The sequence below is a fragment of the Streptomyces sp. NPDC051684 genome (assembly GCF_044453445.1).
In the GTDB taxonomy this organism is placed as follows: domain Bacteria; phylum Actinomycetota; class Actinomycetes; order Streptomycetales; family Streptomycetaceae; genus Streptomyces.
Window position 1 is genome coordinate 61190 of the sequence record NZ_JBITCS010000027.1, and the last position, 17190, is coordinate 78379.

General features: G+C 70.5%; 14 protein-coding genes. 5 read left to right on the forward strand and 9 right to left on the reverse strand.

Annotated features, from left to right (window positions below):
• Positions 1–87: 87 nt before the first annotated feature.
• Positions 88–762, reverse strand: coding sequence for a Crp/Fnr family transcriptional regulator (locus ACIA8D_RS29000; protein WP_356387200.1), 675 nt, complete (start codon positions 760–762; stop codon positions 88–90).
• Between the two features lie 431 nt (positions 763–1193).
• On the opposite strand from ACIA8D_RS29000, the gene nth reads away from it, so the two are divergent.
• The 3 genes from nth to ACIA8D_RS29015 all read left to right on the forward strand — a co-directional run bounded on the left by nth (position 1194) and on the right by ACIA8D_RS29015 (position 4314).
• Positions 1194–2129, forward strand: coding sequence for an endonuclease III (nth, locus tag ACIA8D_RS29005; RefSeq protein WP_399236838.1), 936 nt, complete (start codon positions 1194–1196; stop codon positions 2127–2129).
• A gap of 250 nt (positions 2130–2379) precedes the next feature.
• Positions 2380–3042: an NUDIX hydrolase gene (locus ACIA8D_RS29010; protein ID WP_399236924.1), complete on the forward strand. Its 663-nt coding sequence runs from the start codon at positions 2380–2382 to the stop codon at positions 3040–3042.
• Positions 3043–3114: 72 nt separating this feature from the next.
• A complete protein-coding gene (locus tag ACIA8D_RS29015) occupies positions 3115–4314 on the forward strand; it encodes a MarP family serine protease (RefSeq protein WP_399236840.1) in 1200 nt (399 codons plus the stop codon).
• A gap of 48 nt (positions 4315–4362) precedes the next feature.
• Here the strand turns inward: ACIA8D_RS29015 and ACIA8D_RS29020 are convergent, their stop codons facing one another.
• From ACIA8D_RS29020 to ACIA8D_RS29045, 6 genes are all read right to left on the reverse strand, one after another.
• The gene (locus tag ACIA8D_RS29020) at positions 4363–4548 is read right to left on the reverse strand and encodes a hypothetical protein (protein ID WP_399236841.1); all 186 of its coding nucleotides are present in this window, start codon (positions 4546–4548) and stop codon (positions 4363–4365) included.
• Between the two features lie 127 nt (positions 4549–4675).
• Positions 4676–5629, reverse strand: coding sequence for an alpha/beta fold hydrolase (locus tag ACIA8D_RS29025; protein ID WP_399236842.1), 954 nt, complete (start codon positions 5627–5629; stop codon positions 4676–4678).
• Positions 5626–6135, reverse strand: a complete 510-nt coding sequence (locus tag ACIA8D_RS29030) for a phage holin family protein (RefSeq protein WP_399236843.1) — start codon at positions 6133–6135, stop codon at positions 5626–5628. Before ACIA8D_RS29030 ends, ACIA8D_RS29025 begins: the two co-directional genes overlap by 4 nt.
• Positions 6136–6210: 75 nt before the next feature.
• Positions 6211–7614 carry a Na+/H+ antiporter NhaA gene (gene nhaA / locus ACIA8D_RS29035; protein WP_399236845.1) on the reverse strand — a complete coding sequence of 468 codons (1404 nt, stop codon included), beginning with the start codon at positions 7612–7614 and terminating at the stop codon, positions 6211–6213.
• A gap of 205 nt (positions 7615–7819) precedes the next feature.
• Complete coding sequence (gene acs, locus ACIA8D_RS29040) at positions 7820–9787, reverse strand: acetate--CoA ligase (protein WP_399236847.1); 1968 nt, start codon at positions 9785–9787, stop codon at positions 7820–7822.
• Between the two features lie 173 nt (positions 9788–9960).
• A complete protein-coding gene (locus ACIA8D_RS29045) occupies positions 9961–12351 on the reverse strand; it encodes a bifunctional SulP family inorganic anion transporter/carbonic anhydrase (RefSeq protein ID WP_399236848.1) in 2391 nt (796 codons plus the stop codon).
• A gap of 336 nt (positions 12352–12687) precedes the next feature.
• On the opposite strand from ACIA8D_RS29045, the gene ACIA8D_RS29050 reads away from it, so the two are divergent.
• Positions 12688–13995, forward strand: coding sequence for a hypothetical protein (locus ACIA8D_RS29050; protein ID WP_399236850.1), 1308 nt, complete (start codon positions 12688–12690; stop codon positions 13993–13995).
• A 41-nt stretch (positions 13996–14036) separates the two neighbouring features.
• On the opposite strand, the gene ACIA8D_RS29055 is transcribed toward ACIA8D_RS29050, so the two are convergent.
• Positions 14037–15017, reverse strand: a complete 981-nt coding sequence (locus tag ACIA8D_RS29055; RefSeq protein ID WP_399236852.1) for an ATP-binding protein — start codon at positions 15015–15017, stop codon at positions 14037–14039.
• 101 nt (positions 15018–15118) lie between these two features.
• Between ACIA8D_RS29055 and ACIA8D_RS29060 the strand changes: the two genes are divergently transcribed.
• Entirely contained in the window at positions 15119–15943 is an 825-nt protein-coding gene (locus ACIA8D_RS29060) for an oxidoreductase (protein ID WP_399236854.1), read from the forward strand.
• Between the two features lie 336 nt (positions 15944–16279).
• Here the strand turns inward: ACIA8D_RS29060 and ACIA8D_RS29065 are convergent, their stop codons facing one another.
• On the reverse strand, positions 16280–17131 hold the full coding sequence (locus tag ACIA8D_RS29065) for an HAD family hydrolase (protein ID WP_399236856.1): 852 nt from the start codon (positions 17129–17131) through the stop codon (positions 16280–16282).
• Positions 17132–17190: the final 59 nt, after the last annotated feature.

Sequence of the window (17190 nt, forward strand, 5' to 3'; positions counted from 1 at the left end):
GTGTCTCGACGTGTCCCGACGTGTCACTACGTGGACGGGTCCCGCCACGAGGTGTGGCGGGACCCGTCTACGTAGGCATGTGCTTGGTCAGCGCGAACGCTTCGCGAGGCGCTCCACGTCCAGGAGGATCACGGCGCGGGCCTCCAGGCGGAGCCAGCCGCGGCCCGCGAAGTCGGCGAGCGCCTTGTTGACCGTCTCGCGGGAGGCGCCGACCAGCTGGGCCAGTTCTTCCTGCGTCAGGTCGTGCACGACGTGGATGCCTTCCTCGGACTGCACGCCGAAGCGGCGCGACAGGTCGAGGAGCGCGCGGGCCACACGGCCGGGCACGTCGGAGAAGACCAGGTCGGACATCTGGTCGTTGGTCTTGCGCAGGCGCCTGGCGACGGCGCGCAGCAGGGCCGTGGCCACCTCGGGGCGGGCGCTCAGCCAGGGCTGGAGGTCGCCGTGGCCGAGGCCGAGGAGCTTGACCTCGGTGAGGGCGCTCGCGGTGGCGGTGCGCGGTCCCGGGTCGAACAGCGAGAGCTCGCCGATCAGCTCGCCGGGGCCGAGGACGGCGAGCATGTTCTCGCGTCCGTCGGGGGAAGTGCGGTGGAGCTTCACCTTGCCCTCGGTGACCACGTACAGGCGGTCTCCGGGGTCGCCCTCGTGGAACAGGGCGTCGCCGCGTGCGAGGGTCACCTCACTCATGGAGGCGCGGAGCTCCGCGGCCTGCTCGTCATCGAGCGCCGCGAAGAGCGGGGCGCGCCGCAGAACGTCGTCCACGAGTTTCTCTCCTATGTCGCCTGCATCGGGACCGGACCCGATCGAATCGACCGGATCGCCCCGGTTGTCGATCATTTCCACTGCCCATTTTGCCGGACGGTCCAAACAGTGTGATCAGTCACTCGTACACAAGTCTGCCGCACCCGCGCCACAACCCGAGGGGGAGGGGGCCAATCGTGGAGCGATCCGGCGGCTTCGGGGCGGATGTCGGTGCCGGGCTTTAGGCTGGCCGAGTGTTCAAAATGCCGGTGAGAGCGCAGGCGAAGGGGGTCGTGACGGTGGCGAGCGATCTCGATTCCGCTGTGGGCGAACAGGCGCAGAAAGGTGCCCCCGAGGCCGTGACCAGGGGGCTGTCGGTGGCCCCGGTGAGCGTGCTCGGGGCCGCGCCCGTACTCAAGTCCGTGTCCGCACAGGGGAAGGCCGCCTAGTCGATGTCCGCGCCCGCGAAGAAGACCGCGAAGAGGGCTGCCGCCCCGAAGCCGACCGCCGGTACGGGGCAGCCCGCGACCGGTGCGAAGAAGGCGGCTGCCGCCAAGAAGGTGCCCGCTGCGCCGAAGAAGTCCGCCGCCCCGAAGGCGTCCGCGCGGCCCGAGTCGCACACGGCGCTCGTCCGGCGCGCCCGGAAGATCAACCGGGAGCTCGCGGAGGTGTACCCGTACGCCCACCCGGAGCTGGACTTCGAGAACCCCTTCCAGCTCCTGGTGGCCACGGTGATGTCGGCCCAGACGACGGACCTGCGGGTCAACCAGACGACGCCGGCCCTGTTCGCGGCGTACCCGACCCCCGAGGACCTGGCCGCGGCCAACCCGGAGGAGGTCGAGGAGCTGATCCGGCCGACCGGCTTCTTCCGCGCCAAGACGCGCTCGATCATGGGCCTGGCCAAGGCGCTGAGCGAGGACTTCGGCGGCGAGGTGCCCGGCCGCCTCGAAGACCTGGTCAAGCTGCCCGGAGTGGGCCGCAAGACGGCCTTCGTGGTGTTGGGGAACGCGTTCGGACGCCCCGGCATCACCGTCGACACCCACTTCGGCCGGCTTGTCCGCCGCTGGAAGTGGACCGACGAGACCGACCCGGACAAGGTCGAGAAGGCCGTCGGCGCGCTCTTCCCGAAGAGCGACTGGACGCAGCTCAGTCACAACGTGATCTTCCACGGCCGCCGCATCTGCCACGCTCGCAAGCCGGCCTGCGGCGCCTGCCCGATCGCCCCGCTCTGCCCGGCGTACGGGGAGGGTGAGACGGACCCGCAGAAGGCCGAGAAGCTGCTCAAGTACGAGAAGGGCGGCTTCCCCGGCCAGCGCCTCAAGCCCCCGCAGTCCTACCTGGACGCGGGCGGCCTCCCGGCGCCGCCCCTGGCCGGCCGGGAGGCGTGACGGACCGTATCGGAGGGCAGTCGGGGTTGGCCCTTTTGACGGGCCCGCGACTCCAGCGAGATCCGTCAGAAGGGCCATGGGCCCAGCACACCGCGAGGGGGCGGCTATGAAGCACGTGAGCGAGATCGGCGGGATGAGCGGCGGGGCGGAAGGGACGGCCGGGGCGCACGGCACGACGAGTGCGCGCGGATCGCACGGACCGGCCGGGTCGCACGGACCGGGCGGTCTGGACGGCCCGCCCCCCTCCGATGTGACGCTCCGCACCGAGGGGCTGCCCGGCTGGCTGGACCCCGTGGCGCACGCCGCCGCCACCGTCCGCGGCGAGCAGCTCAGCCGCTTCCTGCCGCCGGAGAGCGGCGCCGGCCGGCAGTCCGCCGTGCTGATCCTGTTCGGCGAGGGGGAGCGCGGTCCGGAGCTACTGCTCATGGAGCGCTCGGGCTCGCTCAGATCCCATGCGGGCCAGCCCTCGTTCCCCGGCGGCGCCCTGGACGCGGAGGACGGCGACCCGCTCGGCGACGGCCCGCTGCGCGCCGCCCTGCGCGAGGCGTGGGAGGAGACCGGCCTCGACCCGGGCGGCGTCCAGCTCTTCGGCGTGCTGCCGAAGCTCTACATCCCGGTGAGCAGCTTCGTCGTCACGCCCGTACTGGGTTGGTGGCGGGTGCCCTCACCCGTCGCCGCGGTCGACCCGGCGGAGACGGCGCGCGTCTTCACGGTCCCCGTGGCGGACCTCACGGACCCGGAGAACCGGGCGACGACGGTCCACCCGAGCGGCCACCGGGGCCCGGCCTTCCTGGTGGAGTCCGCCCTCGTCTGGGGGTTCACCGCGGGCGTCATCGACCGGCTGCTGCACTACGCGGGGTGGGAGCGCCCCTGGGACCGATCAAAGACGGTGCCACTCGATTGGCGGTCGTGACAGGGTGGGCGCCGTGAATCACGAGCACAGGCGGACAGGGGCGGGGCGAGATGCAAGGCGGGGCGTGAATCGGTGAACGTGCTGGACTTCCTGCTGCTCGCCGCGGCCGTGTGGTTCGCGATCGTCGGGTACCGCCAGGGTTTCGTCGTCGGCATCCTGTCGGTGATCGGCTTCCTCGGCGGCGGCCTCGTCGCCGTCTACGCGCTGCCTCTCCTGTGGGACGCGATCACCAGTGACGCGGAGGTCACCACGACCGCGGCGGTCGTCGCCGTCGTCGTCGTGATCGTGTGCGCCTCCGTCGGCCAGGCCTTCACCACGCACTTGGGCAACAAGCTGCGCAGATACATCACTTGGTCCCCGGCCCGCGCGCTCGACGCGACGGGCGGCGCGGTGGTCAACGTGGCGGCGATGCTCCTGGTCGCCTGGCTCATAGGCTCCGCGCTCGCCGGCACCACGCTGCCCACGCTCGGCAAGGAAGTGCGCAGTTCGAAGGTGCTGCTCGGCGTCTCGCAGGCGCTGCCCACGCAGGCGGACACCTGGTTCGCGGACTTCTCCTCGACCCTCGCGCAGAACGGGTTCCCGCAGGTCTTCAGCCCGTTCGCGAACGAGCCGATCGCCGAGGTGAAGCCGCCGGACCCGGCGCTCGCGAACAGCCGGGTGGCGCTCAACGCGAAGCGTTCCATCGTCAAGGTCGTGGGCCAGGCGCCCAGTTGCGGCAAGGTCCTGGAGGGCACCGGCTTCGTGTTCTCCGACCGCCGCGTGATGACGAACGCGCACGTGGTCGGCGGTGTCGACGAACCCACCGTGCAGATAGGCGGCGAGGGCGTGAAGTACGACGCGAAGGTCGTGCTCTACGACTGGAAGCGCGACATCGCGGTCCTGGACGTGCCGGCCCTGAAGGCGCCCCCGCTCCAGTTCTCGGCGACCGACGCGCAGCGCGGCGGCGGCGCGATCGTCGCGGGCTTCCCGGAAAACGGCGCGTACGACGTGCGCCCCGCGCGCGTGCGCGGCCGCATCACGGCGAACGGCCCGGACATCTACCACCGCGGCACCGTGCGCCGCGATGTGTACTCGCTGTTCTCGACGGTCCGTCAGGGCAACTCCGGCGGCCCGCTGCTCACTCCGAGCGGCCAGGTCTACGGTGTTGTGTTCGCCAAGTCCCTGGACGACTCGCAGACGGGTTACGCGCTGTCCGGCGACGAGATCAGCACCGACATCACGCGCGGCCGTGCGGCGAACCAGCAGGTCGACACGGACGCCTGCGCGCTGTAGCCGACCGGCCGCGGCACCCGGCGGAACAGCCGGGCGCGGAAGGGCTGTTCAGCCCCGCGCGCCGTGCCGGATCCGCGCGGACACCCACCGGGCCCGGCGCCGCAGGATACGAGGAATGCCCAGCCGGGGATCGTGCGCCGACCAGCCGTCCGGCGCCCCCCTCTGGGGAGAGCCCAGCGTCATCGCTGGGCGGCGATTGCGTGCTGCGTCACTGTAGTCGTGCGTCCAGCCCATACCCCGACGTGTGCCCCTGCCCCATGGTCGGTAACCGCCCTCACGCTCCCCAAAATGGCGTATGCGCCGGGCAATTGGCCGTTCGAAGCACAGGCGTTCCCCCTATCGTAACCGCAACAAACAGGGCTCACCGGTCCGGTTCGGGATCCTTCAGCCAGTTGACCAGTTCCTTCGAGAACGCGGCCGGATCCTCCTCGTGCGGGAAGTGTCCGAGGCCGTCGAAGAGCCGCCAGCGGTAGGGGGCCTCCACGTACTCGCCCGAGCCCGCCGCGCTGCGGGTCCGCATCACCGGGTCGAGGGAGCCGTGCACATGGAGCGTCGGCACGCGCACGGGGCGCTTCATCCGCCGGTTGAACTGGATCCCGTCGGGGCGCGCGAGGGAGCGCACCATCCACCGGTACGGCTCGATCGAGCAGTGCGCGGTCGACGGGATGCACATGGCCTGCCGGTACGTCCGCACGGTGGCGTCGTCGGGCTGGTGCGGCCCCGACCAGTCCCGGACCAGCTTGCCCACCAACTCGCCGTCGTTGGCGAGGAGCTGCCGCTCGGGCAGCCAGGGGCGCTGGAAGCCCCAGACGTACGAGCCCGAGCGCGACTGCCGGTAGTCCGCCAGCATCGCCGAGCGCCACCGGCGCGGATGCGGCATCGAGGAGACCACGAGCCGGCGCACCAGCTTGGGGCGCATCACGGCCGCGGTCCAGGCGAGATAGCCGCCGAGGTCGTGGCCGACGAGCGCCGCGTCGGGCTCGCCGAGCGAGCGCACCACGCCCGTGATGTCGAGCGCGAGGTTCGCCGGGTCGTAGCCCCGCGGTGTACGGTCGCTGCCGCCGACCCCCCGAAGGTCCATCGCCACGGCCCGGAAGCCCGCGTCGGCGAGCGCGACGAGCTGGTGCCGCCACGTCCACCAGAACTGCGGGAAGCCGTGCAGAAGCAGGACCAGCGGCCCGTCGCCCATCTCCGCGATGTGGAAGCGCGCGCCGTTCGCCGCGACGTCCCGGTGGGTCAGCTTGTGACCGCCGGGGACGTCGAGGAGTACGAAGGATGCGGGCGGCTGGGCCGAAGGAGTGGCAGGGTCCGTCATGAAGACGAGCGTGCCACAGCCTCGATGGCCTTCGTGTCATGGCCGTCCGCGGTCACCTCACGGGGGTGCGGCTTGGCGTTCTGCAGTACGCCTGCCGACTCCTTGAACGAGGCGGCGGTCTTCTGCGGCCCCTTGCCCTTCTTGGCCTTCTGCGCGAACACGTAGCCGATCAGCCCGAGCAAAAGCGCCAGGAACACGCTGGCGGCGAAGGACAGCAGGAAGCACCAGGCCATGTTCCAGCCGCCGTCACCGTTGAACCCGCCCGTCCACGCGTTGATCCCGTACGCGAGAGCGAAGCTCAGCATCGGCAGCGAGAAGGTGAGGACCACCCCCGCCGCCGTGAGTGCGCCGCCGCTGACGGCACCTCGCTTCACATCCCGCTTCAGCTGCGACTTGGCCAGCGCGATCTCGTCGTGCACCAGCGCGGACATCTCGGCCGTCGCCGATGCGAACAGCTGGCCGATGCTGCGTTCGGCGCCGACCGGGTTGTCGTCGGGTGCGCTCATCGCGTACTCCCCTGTTCTTCTGTGGCTGCTTCGTGTGCGGTGCGGACGCGCGTACCGCGCGGACTCTCCGTCAGATCATGCCGGACGCTCGTCCTCGCCGCCTGCCCCGGCCGCCACTTGCGCAAGCCTGCGGTGCTCCGCGGCTTTCTTCTCGTAGATCTCGGCCATCCGGAGGTGGTACTCCGGCAGGCCCTCTTCGTAGATGTCGGGGACGCCGGAGAGGTCCTCGTCCCGGTTCTCGGCCTCGTACAGGGCCTGGTACTTGGCGTTGCGGATCTTCAGCAGCACGCTGGAGATCACCGCCGCGATCAGCGAGCCCATCAGCACGGACGCCTTGATCTCGTCCGTCAGCAAGGGGTCGTCGGTGAAGGCGAGTTCCCCGATGAGCAACGAGACCGTGAAGCCGATGCCCGCGAGCGAGGCCACTGCGAACACATCGGGCCAGGCCAGTTCGTCGGAGAGCGAGGCCTTGGTGAACCGGGCCGTCAGCCAGGTGCCGCCGAAGATCCCGAGCGCCTTGCCGACGACGAGACCGAGCACCACGCCGAGCGTCTCCGGCTTGGTGAACACATCGCCCAGCGCCCCGCCCGACACCGCGACACCGGCGCTGAACAGCGCGAACAGCGGAACCGCGAGCCCCGCGGAGAGCGGCCGCACCAGGTGTTCGATGTGCTCGCCGGGGGAGTGCTCCTCGCCGTCCTCGCGGTGGCAGCGCAGCATCAGGCCCATGGCGACACCGGCGATGGTGGCGTGCACGCCGCTGTTGTACATCACCCCCCAGATGACCAGGGCCAGGGGTACGTAGATGTACCAGCCGCGCACCCGCTTCTTGAGCAGCAGCCAGAAGACGGCGAGGCCGAGGAAGGCGCCGCCGAGCGCGGCGAAGTTCAGGTCGTCCGTGAAGAAGATCGCGATGATCAGGATCGCGAAGAGGTCGTCGACGACCGCGAGGGTCAGCAGGAAGGCGCGCAGGGCGCTCGGCAGCGAGGTGCCGATGACGGCGAGGACGGCGAGCGCGAAGGCGATGTCGGTGGCCGTCGGCACCGCCCAGCCGACCATCGAGCCGCCGCCGAACCCGTTGACCACCACGTACACGAGCGCCGGTGTCGCCATGCCGCACAGGGCGGCGACGACGGGCAGCGCGGCGGCCTTGGGGTCGCGCAGGTCGCCCGCGACGAGCTCGCGCTTGAGTTCTATGCCGGCGACGAAGAAGAAGACCGCGAGCAGCCCGTCGGCGGCCCAGTGCTCGATGGAGAGGTTCAGGCCGAGGGCGCCCGGGCCCATGTGGAAGTCGCCAACGGCCTCGTAGCTGTGGTGCAGGGCCGGGATGTTGGACCAGACGAGCGCGGCCACCGCGGCCACGAGGAGCAGCACACCGCCGACGGTCTCCGTGCGCAGGGCGTCGGCGACGAAGGTGCGCTCGGGCAGGGAGAGCCGGCCGAATGCCTTGCGGCCGGGCTTGTTGTTGGGCGCGCTCACGGGGAAGACCTCCAGTCGGGTACGGCTGACTGCGTTGCCGACCAGACTTCCCGGCGCACCTGTTGGATCTTTGTCGCATCGTTGACGCGACTTTTACCCTACAGGGTGCTCCGGCCTGCTTGGTGATCATCACCTTATGCGCGAAACGGGCACCCGGCGCGCTCGCCGGATGCCCGTCCCTTTGGCCGCTGAGGCCGTACGCGGATCAGTCCTCGCTGGATGCCGAGGGCAGCTCCGCCTGGATCAGGTCCATCACGGAGGAGTCGGCGAGCGTCGTGACGTCGCCCACCGCCCGGTTCTCCGCGACGTCGCGCAGCAGGCGGCGCATGATCTTGCCGGAGCGGGTCTTGGGCAGCTCGGCGACCGGCAGCACCCGCTTGGGCTTGGCGATCGGGCCGAGCGTGGTGCCCACGTGGTTGCGCAGGTCCGCCACCAGCGACTCGTCCTCGGCGTCCGCGCTGCCGCGCAGGATCACGAAGGCGACGATCGCCTGGCCGGTCGTCTCGTCGGCGGCGCCGACCACGGCGGCCTCGGCGACGGCCGGGTGCGAGACGAGCGCCGACTCGACCTCGGTGGTCGAGATGTTGTGCCCGGAGACGAGCATGACGTCGTCGACCCGGCCGAGCAGCCAGACGTCGCCGTCCTCGTCCTTCTTGGCGCCGTCACCGGCGAAGTACGTGCCCTCGAAGCGGGACCAGTACGTGTCGATGAACCGCTGGTCGTCGCCCCAGATGGTGCGCAGCATCGACGGCCACGGCTCGGTGAGGGCCAGGTAGCCACCCCCGCCGTTGGGCACCTCGTGGCCCTCGTCGTCGAGGACGGTCGCGGAGATGCCCGGCAGCGCCCGCTGGGCGGAGCCCGGCTTGGCCTCCGTGACGCCCGGCAGCGGCGAGATCATGATCGCGCCGGTCTCGGTCTGCCACCAGGTGTCCACGACGGGGCACTTGTCGGCGCCGATGTTCTTCCGGTACCAGACCCAGGCCTCGGGGTTGATCGGCTCGCCCACGGAACCGAGCACGCGCAGGCTGCTCAGGTCGTACTTGGCGGGGATCTCGTCGCCCCACTTCATGAACGTGCGGATCGCGGTCGGCGCCGTGTAGAGGATCGAGACGCCGTACTTCTGCACGATCTCCCAGAAGCGGCCCTGGTGCGGGGTGTCCGGGGTGCCCTCGTAGATGACCTGCGTCGCGCCGTTCGAGAGCGGGCCGTACGTGATGTACGAGTGGCCCGTCACCCAGCCGATGTCGGCCGTGCACCAGTAGACGTCGGTCTCCGGCTTGAGGTCGAAGACGGCGTGGTGGGTGTAGCTGGCCTGCGTCAGGTAGCCGCCCGAGGTGTGCAGGATGCCCTTCGGCTTACCCGTCGTGCCCGATGTGTAGAGGATGAACAGCGGCTGCTCGGCGTCGAAGGCCTGCGGCGCGTGCTCGGTGGACTGGCGGCCGACGGTCTCGTGCCACCACAGGTCGCGGCCCTCGGTCCACGCCACGTCCTGCTTGGTGCGCTGCACGACGAGGACCTTCTCGACGGATACGCGGGTCAGCGCGTCGTCGACCGCGGGCTTGAGCGCGGACGGCTTGCCGCGCCGGTAGCCGCCGTCGGAGGTGATGACGACCTTGGCGTCGGCGTCCTCGATGCGCTTGGCGATGGCATCGGCGGAGAAGCCGCCGAAGACGACGGAGTGCGCGGCGCCGATGCGCGCGCAGGCGAGCATCGAGATGACGGCTTCCGGGATCATCGGCAGGTAGACGGCGACCCGGTCACCGGCCTGAACGCCCAGCTCGGTCAGGGCGTTCGCGGCCCGGCTGACCTCGTCCTTGAGTTCGGCGTAGGTGATCGCGCGGCTGTCGCCGGGCTCGCCCTCGAAGTGAATCGCGACGCGGTCGCCGTTGCCGGCCTCCACGTGCCGGTCGACGCAGTTGTACGCGACGTTGAGCTTGCCGTCCTTGAACCACTTGGCGAACGGCGGGTTCGTCCAGTCGAGGGTCTCGGTCGGCTCGGTGGCCCAGGTGAGGCGGCGGGCCTGCTCGGCCCAGAAACCGAGCCGGTCAGCCTTGGCCTGCTCGTACGCCTCGGCCGTGACGTTGGCGTTCGCGGCCAGGTCAGCGGGCGGCGCGAAGCGTCGCTCCTCCTTAAGAAGGTTGGCCAGGCTTTCGTTGCTCACGACAACTCCCATGCAGTGTTTGCGCCGGAGGCGACCGTTGTGTCCCAGACCACAGCTCATCAGACCGCGACCCTTGGTGACAAGGGGGGTCCGTGAATTGGTTTAGACCTGTACGCGTAGGGCTCCCGACCTGGTCGGGAGCCCTACGGTCTCACTCTGTTGCACGGAGGCGGGGAAGGCTTGGTTCAGGCCCGCGTGGCGCTGCCTTCCTCAAGACCTTCCCCGAGGTCGCCGTCGAGGGCGGTGGCCGCGACCTGTCCGAAGACGGGATCGGCCTCCTCCAGCAGATACGCCTGTGCCTCCCCGACGTGGAAGTACATGCCGTGCAGTTCGAGCGCGCCCCGCTCCAGGGCGCGCGCCACGCACTCGTGCTCCCGCAGGTGCTCCAACTGCTGGACGACATTGGTCAGGCAGAGCTGCTCGGCCGCGTCGGCGGGCGCCCGCCCGGCGAGCCGCGCCCACGGCAGTACCGCGTCGGACATCCGCTCCAGGCTCGGCACCCCGTGCCGCAGCCAGCGCTTGAGCGGGGTCTGCGCGCCCGCGTGGGGCGGCGTGCTCAGCAGCGCCTGCATCGCCCCACATCCGGAGTGCCCGCACACGGTGATCGACTGCACCTTCAGCACGTCCACGGCGTACTCGATGGCGGCCGCCACCGAATCGTCCCCGCTCTCGGCGCCGGGCAGGGGCACGAGGTTGCCGACATTGCGGACGACGAACAGGTCGCCGGGGCCGCTCGACGTGATCATCGATGTGATGAGCCGCGAGTCGGCGCACGTCAGGAAGAGCTGTGTGGGCTGCTGCCCCTCGCGCGCGAGCCGCGCCAGCTCCGCGCGCACCAGCGGCGCCGTATTGCGCTGGAACGCGCTGATCCCGCTGGCCAGTTGATGGCTTCCGGCGCGCCGCGGCTCGGCGGTCTCGGCCTCGGCCTCCCGCGGCGCGTGCGAGGGCCGGTCGCAGTGGTGGTTGCGCCAGGGTGTCCAGGGTCGGCAGCAGGTGTGGCTCGCGCGCGCGGGTTCGGCGATCCTGGCGCCGCCGCGTCCGGCGACCTCGACCTCGCCGCCCTGCGCCGCGTGCGACTTCTGCCAGTCCTGAAGTGCCTCGTACGCGGCGTGGTCCATGAAGGACCCGTCCAGCTCCACGACACAGTCGGTGCCGTGCGGCACCTGGTGCAGGGTCCGGCTGAGCCGGGGCACCGCGAGGAACGTCAACTGCCCGCGTACGCGCACGTGGTGGACGCCGCGGGAATCGACCTCGTGCGTGATGCGGGTGCGCGCGAGGCGGTGCAGCGCGACGCCGACGGCGACCGCGACGCCGAGCCCGACGCCTTCGAGCACGCCGAGGACGACGACGCCGAGGGTGGTGACCGCGTAGACCAGGACCTCGCGGTGGCGGGTGACCGTGCGGATGTTGTTCAGGGACACCATCTGGACGCCGACCGCCATCACCAGCGCGGCGAGCGCGGCGAGCGGGATCAGCTCCAGGACGGGGACCAGGAGCAGCGTGGCGGCTACTACCCAAACGCCGTGCAGGATTGAGGAGTTCCCGCTCACGGCCCCCGCGTTGATGTTCGCCGTGCTGCGCACCGCGACCCCGGCGACGGGCAGCCCGCCGAGCGAGCCCGAGACGATGTTCGACGCGCCCTGCGCGAGCAGCTCCCGGTCCAGGTTCGAGCGGCGCATCGAGGGCGGCAGATCGGACCGCTTCGCGGTCATCTTGTCCACGGCGACCGCCCCGAGCAGCGACTGCACGCTGCACACGAGCGTGGTGGTCAGGACGGCGGCGACGAGGCCGAGCACGGGCCCGTCCGGAAGCCCGGCGAGCGCGTGGCTGCTCCAGGAGGGCAGATCGACCTCGGGCAGGCTGAGCCCCAGCAGGGCGGCGGTCACGCTCGCGGCGGTCACGGCGATGAGTGCGGCCGGCACCTTGCGCGCGATGCGGCCGATCCGCCCCGGGATGCGCGGCCAGCTCAGGAGCACGGTGAGCGTGAGCGCGCTGACGCCGAGGGCGGCGGGCTGGGCGTCGGCCAACTGGCCCGGCAGGGAGGCCACGTTGGCGAGCACGGAGCTGTCGGGGCTGCCGCCGAGCACGATGTGCAGCTGGGCGACGGCGATGGTGACACCGATACCGGCGAGCATGCCGTGGACGACGGCGGGGCTGACGGCGAGGGCGGTGCGGGCCACCCGCAGGCAGCCGAGGCCGAGTTGGGCGATTCCGGCGAGGACCGTGATGGCGCAGGTGGTCCGCCATCCGTAACGCTGGATCAGCTCGGCGGTGACGACGGTGAGGCCCGCGGCGGGCCCGCTGACCTGGAGCGGCGCGCCGCCTACGACACCGGCGACGATCCCGCCGACGGCGGCGGCGACGAGCCCCGATTCCAGGGGCGCGCCGGTCGCGAGGGCGATGCCAAGGGACAGCGGCAGGGCGATGAGGAAGACCGCGACGGACGCGGAGAGGTCGGCTCCCGCGATGCGGAAGCGGCGGGGCGTGGGCGGTGGACTGTGTGCGGTACGAGCGGCGCCCGAGGGCTCGCCCGGCCGGTCGGAGTCATTGGTGCGGGTGGGTACGCAGGCTGACATGGTTCCCGTCTCCTGAGGGGTGCAGCGCGGTCGCGGAATGTGGGGTGACCCCTGAGCGGTGGGTGGGGTCGATCGCGGCCGTGGTTCACGGCGTGCAGCGGCGGGATGAATCAACGCTCGGTAAATGAATCGTAATGCAGAGTAAAGGGTGTGGACGGATTAAAGGGGCAAATGGGTCAGTTTTTCACGCTCAGTAGTGAATAAGAATCCTGGTCGGCTTGTCGGATTAATCGGGTCCGGCCCTCGTGTCACGGTGACGGCGATGTCCGTACATAACGGGCGTCTCTCTCATTTCACCGCCACACAAGCCGACTCCAGGAAGAAGGTGGGCGGAAGATGGCCGCCACCCACAGGACTGCCGCCAAGCGGCTCGCCGCGGGCATCACCGCCGCCGCGGCGTGCGCCGCGGCACTCGCCGGATGCGCCACCGGGGAAACCGGCGGGTCCGGCGAGCACCGCTCCGAGAAGACCAAGCCCCGCCCGGGTGCCCCCGGCCCGAAGAAGGCCAAGCCGGGCAGCGCGATCAAGCTCATCGGCGACGGCTCCACCGCGTACACCGGGCGGCAGCCGAATCTGCCACGGGCCGAGCGCCTCAGACCGGGGCAGAAGCCGCCGCAGTTCGTGGTCTTCTCCTGGGACGGCGCGGGCGAGGACAGCCAGAAGCTCTTCTCGCACTTCCGCAAGGTCGCGAAGGAGAACGACGCGACCATGACGTACTTCCTCAGCGGCGTGTACCTGCTGCCACAGGACAAGGCCGACAAGTACCACGCGCCGCAGCACTCGGCCGGCCGCTCGGACATCGGCTTCAATGATGCCAAGGGAATCAAGGACACCGTCGAGCAGCTGCGCGCCGCCTGGCTCGAGGGCAACGAGATCGGCACCCACTTCAACGGCCACTTCTGCGGCAAGGGCGGCGGGGTCGGCCAGTGGTCGGTGGCCGAGTGGAAGAGCGAGATCCGGCAGGCCAAGTCGTTCGTGAAGGGCTGGAAGACCAACTCGGGCCTGAACCGGTCCGCGTCGCTGCCCTTCGACTACGACAAGGAGCTCATCGGCGCCCGCACCCCCTGCCTCGAGGGCAGGGAGAACTTCACGCGCGCCGCGAGCGAGCTGGGCTTCCGCTACGACACCAGCGGCGTCAACGACCAGGTCTGGCCCAAGAAGAAGAACGGCCTGTGGGACCTGTCGATGCAGCTCGTCCCGTTCAGGGGCCACTCCTACGAGCAGCTGACCATGGACTACAACTTCATGGTCAACCAGTCCGGCACGGCGACCCAGGGCGACCCCGCGAAGCGCGAGTACTGGGGCGACCAGATGCGCGACAGCCTGCTCGCCGGCTTCGACCGCGCCTACAAGGGCAACCGCGCGCCGCTCGTCATCGGCAACCACTTCGAGTCCTGGAACGGCGGCACCTACATGCGCGCCGTCGAGGAGACCGTCGAGCGGGTCTGTACGAAGCCGGAGGTCCGCTGCGTCTCCTTCCGGCAGCTCGCCGACTGGCTCGACGCCCAGGACCCGAAGACCCTGAAGAAGCTCGGGGGCCTCGGCGTGGGCGAGGGGCCGAAGCGGGGCTGGGCGTCCTACCTCGGCGCCGAGCGGGCCCCGGCCCCGAAGGGGGTACCGGGAGCCCCGGCCGCCAAGTCGTAGGTGCCGCGCGGCGCTTGATCGGCTGCTCGCCGCTCTGGGCGTCAGGCGGTCGCCGCGACGCTCTCCCGCAGTACGAAGCCGGGGTCGACCTGCGAAGCCAGGTCGGCCCCGGTCTTCTCGTTGCCCCAGCTCTGGGCGTTCTTCAGGTGGAAGTGGACCATCTGGCGCGTGTAGCGCTCCCAGTCGCGGGCCTCGTACGTGGCGTCGGCCGCGGACTGAAGCGCCTGCAGGGAGGCCTTGTTGGTCTCCTCCAGGAGCTCGAAGCGCGGCGGGCGCCCCTTCTCCATGGCGCGCACCCAGTCCGAGTGCCCGACGGTGACGAGCAGGTCCTCGCCGACCTCGGAGTGCAGGAACTCCAGGTCGTCGGCGTCGCGCACCTTGTTGCCCACCACCCTCAGGTCGATCCCGAAGTCCCGCGCGTACTCCTTGTACTGGCGGTAGACCGAGATCCCCTTACGGGTCGGTTCGGCGACCAGGAACGTCATGTCGAAGCGGGTGAACATGCCCGAGGCGAAGGAGTCGGAGCCCGCGGTCATGTCGACCACCACGTACTCGCCCCGGCCGTCCACGAGATGGTTCAGACACAGCTCCACCGCCCCGGTCTTGGAGTGGTAGCACGCCACACCGAGGTCGGCCTCGGTGAAGGGCCCGGTGACCATCAAACGCACGGCCCCGCCGTCGAGTTCCACATCGCGGGCGCAGGCGTCGTACACCGGATTGTTCTCGCGCACCCTGAGCAGCCGGGAGCCCTCGCCGGGCGGCGTCGTCTTGATCATCGTGTCGGCCGAGGCGATCCGCGGGTTCGAGCCGCGCAGATAGTCCTTGATCAGGGGCAGCCGGGCCCCCAGCGCGGGCAGCTCGCCCGCGACGCCCTCGTCGAGCCCGAGCGCGGCCCCGAGGTGCTGGTTGATGTCGGCGTCGACGGCGATGACCGGCGAGCCGGTACCGGCGAGGTGGCGGATGAACAGTGAGGACAGCGTGGTCTTGCCACTGCCGCCCTTCCCCACGAAAGCGATCTTCATGTTCACGAAGGGTATCGGTATGGTCGCTGTCCGTGTCGATGTGGCGTGAAGAAGACCACTCCTTCGTGGGGCGGCGCCGCACGGCCCGTAGGGTCGCACTCATGAGTACGACAGCCGACCCCCTCGCCGCCCTGGCCGACCTGCCGGGCGTGGCCGATTCCGTGGACTCCGTGCGCAAGGCTGTGGACCGGGTCTACGGGCACCGGGTCATGCGGCGTCGCAGCAACGAGATCACGTCCGAGGCGGCGCTGCGCGGCGCGCGCGGCAGCGCGGCGCTCTCCGGTGCCGACTGGCCGCTCGAAGAGGTGCGCAGGCGCACCGACTTCAGCGGCGCCGACGGCGACAAGGAGGCGCCCACGGTCGGCGCGGCCCTGCGGCTGACCGCCGAGGCGGGTCAGCTTCTCTCCATCTGGCGGCAGTCGCCCCTGCGGGTGCTCGCGCGCCTCCACCTGGTCGCGGCGGCCGACAAGAGCGACGCGGTGGGGCGCCCCCGGCTCGCGGGCGAGCCGGTCGACGAGCCGCTCGTCGAACTCCCGGTGCCGGACGCCGATGAGGTGGCGGGCCGCCTGGAGGGGCTCTCGCAGCTGATCATCGCCGAGAGCGCGGCGCCGGCCCTGGTGAACGCCGCCATCGTGCACGGCGAGCTGCTCGCGCTGCGCCCCTTCGGCTCGCACAACGGCCTGGTCGCGCGGGCCGCCGAACGCATCGTCCTGGTGGGCAGCGGCCTCGACCCGAAGTCCGTCTGCCCGGCGGAGCTGGGTCACGCCGAACTCGGCCGGGCGGTCTACGCGGCCGCGCTCGACGGCTATGTCTCCGGTACGCCGGAGGGGATGGCGGCCTGGATCACCCACTGCGGCAGGGCGATCGAGCTGGGCGTCAGGGAGTCGACGGCCGTCTGTGAGGCGCTGCAGCGAGGCGCCGCGTAGCGGGAAAGGGACTGGGAAACGGGTTGCGGCGGTACGAATGCTCGTACCGCCGCTGGCATGTTCACTGGGTTACCAAGCGTCCTCGAATATTTGCCCATCAGGTCGGGTTCTTTGCCCGTCGCCTGGTGCGGCTGGCCCGTAATCGACGGGTCGACGTCGCGTGGGTGCCCGGTGTTCATGCATCGGTCCGTGGGGCCTGATTGCGGTTGAAGGTGTTCCTCTCGGATGTCCTTGGTCTCGCGGGCCGTTGAATCCTTTGTACTCCTCCCCCGGGGGAAGCGGAAGCCCTGGCCGCACTTCTTTACTTTTAGGTTCAAATAGGGCGAACCGGCGGCCTCAATGGGCGCCTGACGTCGCGCGACGCCGGCTCGCGTACCAGACCAGGCCGGCCGTGACCGCTGCCGCGCCGACCCCGGCCGCCGCGAGCATCGCGGGGCGCGAGGGCGCGGACAGATGGGGCAGGCGCTGCTTGAGCCGGACCGGCTTGTGGAAGTCGAGGATCGGCCACCCGCGCGCGAGTGCCTCGCGGCGCAGCGCCCGGTCCGGATTGACGGCGTGCGGATGCCCGACCGAGCTGAGCATCGGCAGATCCGTCGCCGAGTCGCTGTACGCGTAGCAGCGCGCGAGGTCGTACCCCTCGGAGCGCGCCAGCTCCTTGATGGCCTCCGCCTTCGTGGGCCCGTACGCGTAGTACTCCACCTCGCCCGTGAAGCAGCCGTCGTCGCCCACGACCATGCGGGTGGCGACCACCCGGTCCGCGCCGAGGAGCTCGCCGATCGGCTCGACGACCTCGGCGCCTGATGTGGAGACGATGACCACGTCGCGCCCGGCGGTGTGATGCTCCTCGATGAGGGACGCCGCTTCGTCGTAGATGATCGGGTCGATCAGGTCGTGCAGGGTCTCGGCGACGATCTCCTTCACCTGCCGCACGTTCCAGCCGCGGCAGAGCGCCGAGAGGTACTCGCGCATCCGCTCCATCTGATCGTGGTCCGCGCCGCCTGCGAGGAAGACGAACTGCGCGTACGCGGTGCGCAGTACGGCCCTCCGGTTGATCAGCCCGCCTTGGTAGAACGACTTGCTGAACGTGAGTGTGCTCGACTTAGCGATGACCGTCTTGTCCAGGTCAAAGAACGCGGCTGTACGGGGCGCGGAGTGCGGCAAGGAGTGGTTTTCCACGAGGTCGAGCATAGGCGCCAACCATTCGGCGTAAGCTGTGGCGCGTGGGTTTGCTTGAGAAGGCTCTCGGG